The sequence below is a fragment of the Vibrio sp. R10-SG-ISO4 genome (assembly GCF_059834135.1).
This window is the reverse complement of the sequence record NZ_JCBDHJ010000020.1, coordinates 40,736-52,057: the sequence shown is the minus strand read 5'-3', so window position 1 is coordinate 52,057 and position 11,322 is coordinate 40,736. Positions and strand designations below refer to the sequence as shown.

General features: G+C 49.8%; 7 protein-coding genes. All 7 read right to left on the bottom strand.

What is annotated here, in order from left to right:
* Positions 1 to 23: 23 nt before the first annotated feature.
* Complete coding sequence (locus AC6R03_RS15145) at positions 24 to 1,040, bottom strand: Fe(3+) ABC transporter substrate-binding protein (RefSeq protein WP_500629319.1); 1,017 nt, start codon at positions 1,038 to 1,040, stop codon at positions 24 to 26.
* A 294-nt stretch (positions 1,041 to 1,334) separates the two neighbouring features.
* Entirely contained in the window at positions 1,335 to 2,564 is a 1,230-nt protein-coding gene (locus tag AC6R03_RS15140) for an ammonium transporter (RefSeq protein ID WP_334553955.1), read from the bottom strand.
* A 27-nt stretch (positions 2,565 to 2,591) separates the two neighbouring features.
* Positions 2,592 to 2,930, bottom strand: a complete 339-nt coding sequence (gene glnK, locus AC6R03_RS15135) for a P-II family nitrogen regulator (protein WP_334553954.1) — start codon at positions 2,928 to 2,930, stop codon at positions 2,592 to 2,594.
* A gap of 188 nt (positions 2,931 to 3,118) precedes the next feature.
* Positions 3,119 to 3,490 carry a YacL family protein gene (locus tag AC6R03_RS15130; RefSeq protein WP_500630126.1) on the bottom strand — a complete coding sequence of 124 codons (372 nt, stop codon included), beginning with the start codon at positions 3,488 to 3,490 and terminating at the stop codon, positions 3,119 to 3,121.
* Between the two features lie 162 nt (positions 3,491 to 3,652).
* Positions 3,653 to 6,241 (bottom strand): bifunctional aconitate hydratase 2/2-methylisocitrate dehydratase, encoded by a 2,589-nt coding sequence (gene acnB, locus AC6R03_RS15125; protein WP_500629318.1) that lies wholly within the window; start codon positions 6,239 to 6,241, stop codon positions 3,653 to 3,655.
* A 305-nt stretch (positions 6,242 to 6,546) separates the two neighbouring features.
* Positions 6,547 to 8,808, bottom strand: coding sequence for a patatin-like phospholipase family protein (locus tag AC6R03_RS15120; protein ID WP_500630127.1), 2,262 nt, complete (start codon positions 8,806 to 8,808; stop codon positions 6,547 to 6,549).
* Between the two features lie 126 nt (positions 8,809 to 8,934).
* A complete protein-coding gene (mrcB, locus tag AC6R03_RS15115; RefSeq protein ID WP_500630128.1) occupies positions 8,935 to 11,310 on the bottom strand; it encodes a penicillin-binding protein 1B in 2,376 nt (791 codons plus the stop codon).
* Positions 11,311 to 11,322 lie beyond the last annotated feature (12 nt).

The window sequence follows — 11,322 nt, the reverse complement described above, 5'->3', positions numbered from 1 at the left end:
ATTAATGGTCTGAATGAGAAGAATTACAGATCAAACTTCACTTCATCAAGCAGTTTCACTGCTGCTTCGTGGTGATCGGCGATCTCATCTAGCGAGAGAGTATCGGCTTTAAAGTCACCCCAAGAAGCCACGAGCTCTGAACGTTTTACACCCGCTTTTACTGGGTATTCGTAGTTCACTTCTGCGTACATCTCTTGCGCGACGTCATCCGCAAGGAATTCCATCAGCTTCACTGCGTTCTCTTTGTTAGGCGCGTATTTCGCCATCGCCATACCTGAGATATTCACGTGTGTACCTGTGGTGCTTTGGTTCGGGAAGTTGATGTACACCGCGTCAGCCCACGCTTTCTGCTCTGGATCGTTAACCATTGCGCCTAGGTAGTAGCTGTTACCTAGCGACACGTCACACAAACCTTCTTTAATGGCTTTCACTTGTGCACGGTCATTACCTTGCGGTTTACGTGCTAGGTTCGCTTTCACCCCTTCCAACCAAGCTTTGGTCGCAGCTTCGCCTTCATGAGCAATCATAGAGGAGATCAGTGATACGTTGTATGGGTGCTTACCGCTACGTGTACAGATTTTGCCTTTGAACTCTGGCTTGGCTAAATCGGCGTAAGTGAAGTCTTCACCCAATTTGCCTACGCGGTCGCGCGAAGAGTAAACGCTGCGAGTACGTGTCGTCAGAGCAAACCATTCGTTATTTTCATCTTGGTATTGAGCAGGAATGTTGCTCTCAAGCACGTCACTGTTTACCGCTTGCACCAGACCTTTGTCGGTAAGCTCAGCTAAGCGGCTGATGTCAACAGTGAGCACGACGTCTGCTGGGCTGTACTCTCCTTCCTGAGCGAGCTTTTCTGCGATCCCTGTTTTCGCAAACTTGACGTTTACTTTGATACCGGTTTCTTTGGTAAATTCGTTGAACATCGGCTCAACAAGGAAAGGCTGGCGGTAAGAGTAGACATTTACTTCTTCTGCAGCGAGAGCCGCGGTTGGGGCAACAGTTGCACAGGCTAATGCAGAAAGAGTCAGCAGTTTTTTCATCGAGTCAATCCTTTAGATTTATATGGTAATGATAATGTTTATCAATAAGTTTATTATATTCAACAAACTTTAGAAAACAATCCATCAATAAGCAATACAGGCGGGTTAACGGCTGATTTTAAACCCCTTTATTTGTAACAACTTGTATCACACCTAACCAAATATTGATTAATTTTGTATCAACTCAGTCTCAAAAGCCAGAGCGTATCTATGGTGCTTTTACTCAGCCCCTGAAGCTTAGATCAAAAAAGCCCACACTGAGTGTGGGCTTCATACTTTGTATTAAAAAGTGATTTATTTCACAGTCACGAACTCTGGGTAAGCACCAACACCACAGTCGTGCATGTCCATACCTTCCATCTCTTCGTCTTCAGAGACTCGGATACCCATTGTTGCTTTCAAGATACCCCAGACCACTAGGCTTGCACCGAATACCCAAGCGAAGATCACTGCAGCACCAAGAAGCTGTGCACCGAATGAAGCGTCACCGTTGCTTAGTGGCACAACCATCAGGCCGAAGAAGCCACACACACCGTGAACAGAGATAGCACCCACTGGATCGTCAATCTTAAGTTTGTCTAGACCGATGATGCTAAACACAACCAATGCACCTGATACCGCACCGATAGCCACAGAGTAAAGTGGTGATGGTGACAGTGGGTCTGCGGTGATAGCTACCAAGCCCGCCAACGCACCGTTAAGAATCATAGTCAGGTCTGCTTTACCCCAAGTGGTTTTACAAACAAACAGCGCTGCAATGGCACCTGCTGCGGCTGCGGCATTGGTGTTTAGGAAGATTTGACCAACCGCTGTTGCGTTCTCGAAATCTGATACCATCAACTGTGAACCACCGTTGAAGCCGAACCAACCGAACCATAGGATGAAGGTACCCAACGTTGCCAATGGCATGTTTGAACCAGGAATTGGGTAGATTTCACCGTTTTTGCCGTATTTACCTTTACGTGCACCAAGAAGAAGTACGCCTGCCAATGCTGCTGCTGCGCCTGCCATGTGAACAATACCAGAGCCTGCAAAGTCGCTAAAGCCCGCTTCAGATAGGAAGCCACCGCCCCAAGTCCAGTAACCTTCGACTGGGTAGATGAAGGCTGTAAGTACGACAGCGAAAATCAAGAAAGCCCATAGCTTCATACGCTCAGCCACTGCGCCAGAGACAACCGACATCGCCGTCGCCACGAACACAACTTGGAAGAAGAAGTCAGACTCAAGGGAGTGGTCTGCACCTTCACCTTGCGTACCAATCAGCGCACCGATTGATGGTAGCCAACCGCCTTCGCCGTTGTCGACGTACATAATGTTGTAGCCAACCACCAAGTACATGGTACAAGCGATAGCGTATAGGCAGAAGTTTTTGGTTAGGATTTCAGTGGTGTTCTTTGAACGTACTAGACCCGCTTCCAGCATCGCAAAACCCGCTGCCATCCACATAACTAACGCACCTGAAATGAGGAAGAAAAAGGTGTCTAGTGCGTAACGTAACTCTGTTACTGTTGTTGATAATTCCATCGTGTTTATCTCCAGTCCTTTGAATTCTTAAAGTGCCTCAACATCCGTCTCACCAGTACGAATACGCACTGCTTGACTTAGGTCGTAGACAAAAATCTTACCGTCACCAATTTTTCCGGTGTGCGCCGCTTTCGTGATGGCTTCGATAACGCGGTCAACGTTTTCAGCCTGAGTGGCGATCTCTAGTTTTACTTTGGGTAGAAAATCGACTTGATATTCTGCACCACGGTAAAGTTCTGTATGGCCTTTTTGACGACCAAAGCCTTTCACCTCTGATACAGTCATCCCCTCGATGCCCACATCGGCTAACGCCTCTCGAACATCATCTAATTTGAACGGTTTGATAATCGCATTAATAAGTTTCATCGCATCCTCTCTGAAGCAGTCATCCTTTTGCTTTTCTATAATCCAAGGTGCGTGCCAAGTTTTTAAACCATTGATAAATATAAAATTACATTAAATTTCCATCCTGTAGAACGAAAAACGCGCACCATAAAGGTGCGCGCACTTCCCAAAAACAGAGCATCCGTGAATTCATTCACCAATAGGGTGCATTACATTGTACGAAGAAAGGATTTCCACTGGTCGAGCAGTTGTTCGAAATCTTCCAAACCGCAGCTTGCACGGCTCTCGCTCTCATACAACTCAAACTCACTTTCCGCGCCAAGGTCAAAGTCATGCTTTAAGCTGTTCTCTTCCACTAACACTTCATCACCTTGAACTGTCAGAGAAATTTCTCGGCCTTCTAAAATGCACTCTTGCTGAGGCGCAGCTTTCGCACTGGCTAGCAACTGATCAATGCTCTCGAGTTTGACGGGGTCTTGACCAATTTCTTCCTGAAGCCAGCGACCAAAGACCTCATGCCCCATACTGGATCTTACGTAGACGTCACCCAGTAAGGTATTCTTAATAAATTCAAATTCCATAATTGAACCACCTACCCAGAAAAAGTCGTGAAGAAAAGGCGCGCACTATACCTAAAATCGGCCTCAGACACTCTAAAAATCGACACCGTGAGCCTAAAAAACAGAGATAAAAAAAGCGCCTGCCGAAGCAGACGCTGATCTGTCATATTCGCTAGAGCGTGATTACGCTGGTTCTTGGAAGATCACGGTATCCGCTTTCTTGGTGTACTGTTCCATCTTGTGGAAGTTCAAGTAGCGATAGGTATCCGCCGCGGTCGCATTGATCTTCGCCGCGTACTCAAGATACTCTTCTTTAGTAGGGATGCGGCCTATGATAGCGCCCACTGCCGCGAGCTCAGCGGAAGAGAGGAACACATTCGCGCCGGTACCTAAACGGTTCGGGAAGTTACGCGTTGAGGTCGACATGACCGTCGCTTTATCCGCTACGCGCGCTTGGTTACCCATACAGAGTGAACACCCTGGGGTTTCAATACGCACACCCGCACGGCCGTAGATGCCGTAATAGCCTTCTTCGGTCAATTGATCGCGGTCCATCTTGGTTGGCGGCGCTACCCAGAGACGTGTATTCAAGGTACCACCATATTGCTCAAGCAATTTACCTGCTGCACGGAAGTGACCAATGTTGGTCATGCACGAGCCAATGAAGACTTCGTCAATCTCAGTGCCTTGCACTTGAGAAAGTAGGCGCGCATCATCCGGATCGTTTGGCGCACACAAGATAGGTTCGTTGATCTCGGCAAGATCAATCTCAATCACGTGCGCGTACTCCGCGTCCGCGTCGGCTTCCATTAGTTCAGGGTTAGCCAACCACTCTTGCATCGCTGTAATGCGACGCTCGATGGTGCGGCGATCGCCGTAACCTTCGGAGATCATCCACTTCAACATGGTGATGTTTGAGTTGAGGTACTCTTCAATTGACGCTTGAGAGAGCTTGACCGTACAGCCTGCTGCACTGCGCTCTGCTGAGGCATCAGAGAGCTCAAACGCTTGCTCAACCGTTAAGTGCTCCACCCCTTCAATCTCAAGTACGCGACCTGAGAACTCATTGATCTTACCTGATTTTTCAACCGTCAATAGACCTTGTTGAATCGCATAGTAAGGGATCGCATGCACCAAATCACGCAAGGTGATACCCGGCTGCATCTCGCCTTTGAAGCGCACCAAGATAGACTCAGGCATATCCAATGGCATCACACCCGTCGCTGCGGCAAACGCCACCAAGCCAGAACCGGCAGGGAAAGAAATGCCAAGAGGGAAACGAGTATGCGAGTCACCACCTGTACCTACGGTATCTGGCAGCAACATGCGGTTTAACCAAGAGTGGATAACACCGTCACCAGGGCGCAAAGAGACACCGCCACGGTTCATAATGAAGTCTGGCAAGGTATGGTGAGTATTCACATCCACCGGTTTTGGATACGCAGAGGTATGACAGAATGACTGCATAACAAGGTCTGCGGAGAAACCAAGACACGCCAAGTCTTTCAACTCATCACGCGTCATTGGGCCCGTCGTATCTTGCGAGCCGACCGTGGTCATCTTAGGTTCACAGTATTGACCTGCGCGGACACCTTCAACGCCACACGCTTTACCGACCATTTTCTGAGCCAGAGTAAAGCCCTTAGTTGACGATGATGGGTCAACGGGTTTTGCAAAGAGATCGGTCTCTTCAAGACCGAGCGATGCGCGCGCGCGACTGGTTAAGCCACGACCGATAATAAGAGGAATACGGCCACCCGCTCGCACTTCATCAAGCAGCACTTTGCTCAGCTCGAAACGAGAAATCTCTTCGCCATCTTTACGTACCACACCTTCGTACGGGAAGATGTCGATCACATCGCCCATATTCATCTGTTGTACGTTCAATTCAATCGGTAGCGCGCCTGAATCTTCCATGGTGTTGTAGAAGATAGGGGCAATTTTGCCACCCAAGCAGATACCGCCGGTGCGTTTATTAGGTACGTATGGGATATCTTCGCCCATAAACCACAGCACTGAGTTGGTCGCGGATTTACGCGAAGAACCGGTGCCCACAACATCACCCACGTAAGCGAGTGGGATGCCGTCTTTTTTCAACTCTTCGAGTTGCGTGATAGGGCCAACACTACCAGGTTGATCTGGGTTGATGCCTTCACGCTCCATTTTCAGCATCGCTTTCGCGTGAACAGGAATATCAGGGCGCGACCAAGCATCTGGAGCTGGGGATAAGTCATCGGTGTTCGTCTCACCGGTCACTTTAAACACTTTAACCGTGATCTTTTCTGCGACTTTCTTCTTGGCAGTAAACCACTCTGCATCCGCCCATGATTGCATCACTTGCTGTGCAAAGCTGTTGCCGGCTTTGGCTTTTTCTTCCACGTCGTAGAACGCATCAAACATCAGTAGTGTATGAGACAAGGCTTTGACCGCGATGGGGGCTAGAGTCTCATCATCAAGGAACTCAACCAGCGGCGCGATGTTGTAGCCACCTTGCATAGTACCAAGGAGCTGCGCGGCTTTTTCGCGGCTAACCAGCGGAGAAGAGACCTCGCCTTTCGCCACAGCCGTTAGGAAACCAGCTTTGACGTAAGCCGCTTCATCAACACCCGGTGGGATTCGGTTTTCCAGAAGGTCAAGAATAAACGCTTCTTCACCTTGAGGGGGATTTTTCAGAAGTTCCACTAGGCTGGCAACTTGCTCGGCATCCAATGGTTTAGGTACAACTCCTTCAGCAGCACGCTCTTCGACGTGTTTACGATAGGCTTCAAGCACGACTTTTTCCTCTCATTGCGGTTCCTCCCCTTTATTGCTATTTATTCAGAAAAGAAGGGAGTGAACATCCTTGGAAACTTGGCGCTCCATGCCATATTGTCATTCAATTGGTGCGATACCAAACATCGAATAATCATGCCAGAGAGGCCAAACTGTGGGCGGTAGAATAGCAAATTTAACGTTAAATTAAAATCTCATCATTTTGACCAACATAGCAACTTGAGACTAAAGTTCTATGCTTTTTCATGCAGTATAAGCACATTCACCCTATAAACCGTACAACAATTTATATCGACTCGATCCCACTATTTAAACGAACTGCCGATGATGAGATAAAACGAGTCGTAGTTTTGTTCAGTACGGCCATAACCAAACATCACCGGTCCAACTGGCGAGTCAATCCCCGCAAAAACCGAGGCTGCTTGATACATCGGCGCTTGGCTGATTTCTGTATCCGGATCTGACCACACACCGCCATATTCCAATGACGCGCCGACGTAGAAGGGCGAGCTGAAGAGGCCAAAATCGTTATCAAACCAACGGTAGCGATAAGTAGCATTACCATAGAGTTTGTTTTGCCCAACCAGACTGTTTTTCGGGATGCCGGAGAGGTTTAGAAAGCCGCCTAACTGTTTAGGATCCACCAGCAACTGGGACTTTTTGCTCTCCACTAGCGCGCCATCAAAGTTTCCCACTAAAGTATGACGGCCAAAGCTGTGCGCACCTATCCAACGCACGGTGGTTTCGTACACGGTATCATCGATGTCCGACAAACTGTCTTGCGAGCTATCATCAGAAACTAGGAATCCTAGATCGAGGTAAACTCCCTTGTTTGGTAGGGCAAAGTTGTCCAAAGTATCAATGCGGTAGTTGGCAAACAGACCCAGGCGCTCATAGCGGCCAGTGCCAAACAAGGAGAAGGTCGACGCTTCCACTTCACCGTGGGTATAGCGCCCGCCCACCTTAAATTGGCTCCATAAGTTGCTCTGATAACCCATCGCCAGCTCCCCAATCCACTGGGCATAGTTCACCGGCAGGTAATTCTCGGTTGTCTCTAAGGTAGGATCGGTAATGAATTCGAACTCTCCATCGGCATCAAACGGCAGGTTGCGCGTCTGTTCCTTGTAACTGACAATCGCGTTACCAAACAGTGTTTGAGAGGAGAGGATCGGTGAATAGAGATCAAACTCCAACAGCTTGTCTGTGCCCAGTTCGACATTGGTTCTTAGCTCGGCTCCTTGCTCCGTCAAGCCGGTGAAGTTGGTGGAGACACCAATCGAGTACTGGCTTTTGGTCTGAAAGTCATCTTCAAGGAAAAAACGAAAGTCGACAAAATTCGGCCCCCAAGATTTCTCTTTGATGTTCACGCGCAGCACGTTGTCATCATCTTGCTGATCAAACTGGTAGGTCACCAACTCAAACCGATCCAACACATAGAGATCGCGTATGCTCTGCTCCAAGGTTTCAGTCGAATACTGCTCGCCGCTTTCAAGATTCAATCGCTGCGCTATTACCTCATCGGAGAATGGGCTGTTATTGCTCACCTCCAATCGGTCAATCACCACCTCATCGACATAAGTGAGTTTGGCTCGTGCTTGCTGTTTTTTCTCCACATAGTGTTGGTACTCAGCGGAAGACACCGACAACGCCTGCAATTGCTCCTTTGCTGCATGGGCGACCTCATAACCTTTGACATACGCTTCAGGCATGATGGAGAAATCGGTGGTGCCATAGCGACCCACCTCAGGTTTCAGAAGGACATCGCCCTCAGCAAGAAAGCTCGTCTGCTCTCGGGTACTGCGCTTTACAAGATAATTAGACAACTGCGAAGCGACGGTAAATAAGTTGGTAAATTCCTCTTCGGCGCGATAATCCGAACTGATGTCCACCGCGATAATGATGTCCGCGCCGAGTGCTCGAGCGAGTTCGACCGGCATATTGTTGGTCACCCCGCCATCGACCAACATTTTGCCATCCACTTCATACGGTGGCAGCGCACCAGGGACAGACATGCTCGCCATCATGGCATCGGTCAAATAGCCACTGCTTAAGATGACAGGTTCTAATTGAATGATGTCGGTCGCCACCGAACGATAGGGGATCGCCAGTTCATCAAAGCTGGTAAAAGGAGGAAGATTGCCTGTGGTTTCGCGCAAGATACGCAGCATACTCTGCCCTTGCACGACGCCTTTGGCGGCTCTGAGCTCACCAATCCCGAGGCCAAAATCGGTCGTCAGTTGGTAGCGGTCTTCGTACTCTTTATCTCGCACACGACGCTCACTGCGCGGCACTTTATCAACAAAGCCAGAGTTCCAATTGACGCTGTAAAGAAAACTCTCGATTTCATCCGCGCTCATCCCTGTAGCATACAGGCCGCCTACATAGGCGCCCATACTGGTGCCGGTAATGTAGTCGACTGGAATTTTCAGCTCTTCAAGCGCTTTCAACACCCCAATGTGCGCCGCACCTTTGGCGCCGCCGCCCGCCAGCACCACAGCAATTTTAGGGCGCTCAATAGCTGGCACATCGGTATCAAGCAGCGATGGTCCTGACTGTGCTGTCGCCATGAGTGGCCACCCGCCTAAAAAAGCGCATAGATAGCTAAAACCGCGCAAGGAGCGAAGCGTTTTTTTCACGTTTGAATTCCTTTCAAAACCAATGATTTCGGATTATATACACAAACCCATCTGACCTTACCAGTCAAAGAGTCGATTGATCCAGGATGCCGACGCTTTATCACACTGTTGTTTGAGCTGACCTGTGTTATCCCATACGGGCAACCTAAAGTCGTTACGACAATCCAGCGCCAAGCTGCCCGACTCTCGCCCAGCAAAACCTAGTGTCGTGATGCCTTGGGGCCATGGCAGACTCAATGGCTGCGGAATACGCTGTGATAAGTAATCGGCATAGACACGTAATGCGCCGCTCGACCCCGTCAGTTTGGTCGGTGTATTGTCGTCTCGGCCAAGCCAAATCGTGGTCACCTCTCGCCCATCAACACCGACAAACCAACTGTCACGCGTATCATTACTGGTACCGGTTTTTCCCGCCAGCGCCGCTTGAGAAAACTGACTATTGAGATAGCGGCCAGTGCCTTCGGTAACGCCGATTTTCATTGCATAAGTGGTCAGCCAGGCCGCTTGTTGATCGACGCGCTGTGACGCGCTAGGCAGGGACTCATACAGCACCTGCCCTTCAATGTTTAACACCGAACGCAGCGCAGAGAGCTTCGCGTATCGGCCCGAGTTGGTTAAGGTTTGGTACATTTGCGCCACCTGAAACGGGGTGAGACTGAATGAGCCTAAGAACATCGAAGGCACCGGGCGAATCTCTTCACGTGGCACGCCAAGCTGCTCAAAGGTGTTGATGACCTTCTCTATGCCCACTTGCATACCTAGCTCCACCGTCGGCACATTGAGCGATTTGGCCAGCGCCAGATAGAGCGGCACATCACCGCGATATTCTCGGTCGTAATTGCGCGGCGACCAGACGTTACCTTGACTGCCCTTGAGCGTAATCGGCTTGTCATGCAGCGTGGTGGCTAAGGTGTATTTTTCCGGCTGATTGAGCGCCGCCAAATAGACCGCAGGTTTTGCCAATGAGCCAATTTGCCGCTTCGCGTTCAAGGCTCGGTTAAAGCCATCAAAGCCGGTGCGTTTGCCACCGACCATCGCGCGAATTTCGCCGGTGTGTCGATCCACCGCCACCGCTGCGCCCTCTAATTCATCGCCCGCCACGGTTGCCAGTTGCGTTACCTTAGAGGCCACGGCGCGTTCCAATTGATGCTGCGAGACAGGGTCAAGTGAGGTAAATACGCGCAGGCCGCTGTCGCCTTGGAAACGCTCTCCAAGTTTCTCTTTGAGCTCAATACTCACTTGCTGAAAATAAGCGGGCTGACGACTGGCAATTTGTGGCGTTGCTTGTAAATCCAGTGGGCGGCTGGCAGCAGCATCAAACTCGCTCGCCGTCAACGTGCCTTGTTGCATCATTAAGCGCAGCACCAGATCTCGACGCTCTTTCGCCCGCTCAGGGTAGCGTTGTGGGTTGTAATACGAAGGGCCTTTCACCATGCCGACCAACAACGCCAGTTGATCAATTCTCAGCTCTTGAATCGGTTGGCCGAAATAAAAACGCGACGCCAAACCAAAGCCATGAATCGCTTCACCGCGGCTTTGACCTAAGTAGACTTCATTGAGGTACGCTTCCAAAATGCGGTCTTTGCTGTAGCGATAATCGAGAATCAGGGCGATGTAAGCCTCTCTCATTTTGCGCCATAAGGTGCGATCGCTCGATAAAAAGAGGTTTTTGGCTAACTGCTGCGTCAGAGTGCTGCCGCCTTGCACGGTCCGCCCCGCTTTCACGTTGGCCACCAAAGCACGCGCGATCGCCAATGGTGACACTCCATCATGCTGATAAAAGTGCCGGTCTTCTGTTGCGAGCAGCGCGTCGATCATCACTTCCGGAAAATCGACCCGCTTGATAAACAGTCGTTGTTCATCTTGATTTTTTTCAAGCATACCCAGCATTTTCGGCTCAATACGCAAGTAGCCTAACTCCCCCGGCTTTTCTAACGATTGGATCCTTTGCAGGCTTGACGCATCAAAATGCAGCATGACGTGGCGGTCAGGCTCTGGGCCATCAGAGAACTCAAAAGGCCGACGAATCAGCTCAATCTTGCTCGAAGAAGAGGAATACTCACCCGGGTATTGAGGGTGACGCACTTTGCGATAATTGAGCACATCCAGCTCATTACGTACTTCTTGAATCGAAATGTTGTCACCCGGCGCGAGATGCAAAATACGCGCATACACCACCGTAGGCAAAGAGAACAGCTGACCTTCAAATTTCTGTTTAACCAAGCTATCGAGATAGATGCCCACCACAAGTAGTAAGGCAAACCCAGCCAAGGCGAGCTTCCATGTTAGGCCCCATAGGGTTTTCAACCATGGACGCTTTGAGGGAGTGGGTTTAGCGGGCTTTCTCACACGTTTGCCAGAGGGCTTGGTTGCGCGAGGCTTACGGCGACGTCCCTGATTATCTCCACTCTCTGTTGTTCTCTTTTTACTCATTCTTTCCTTTAC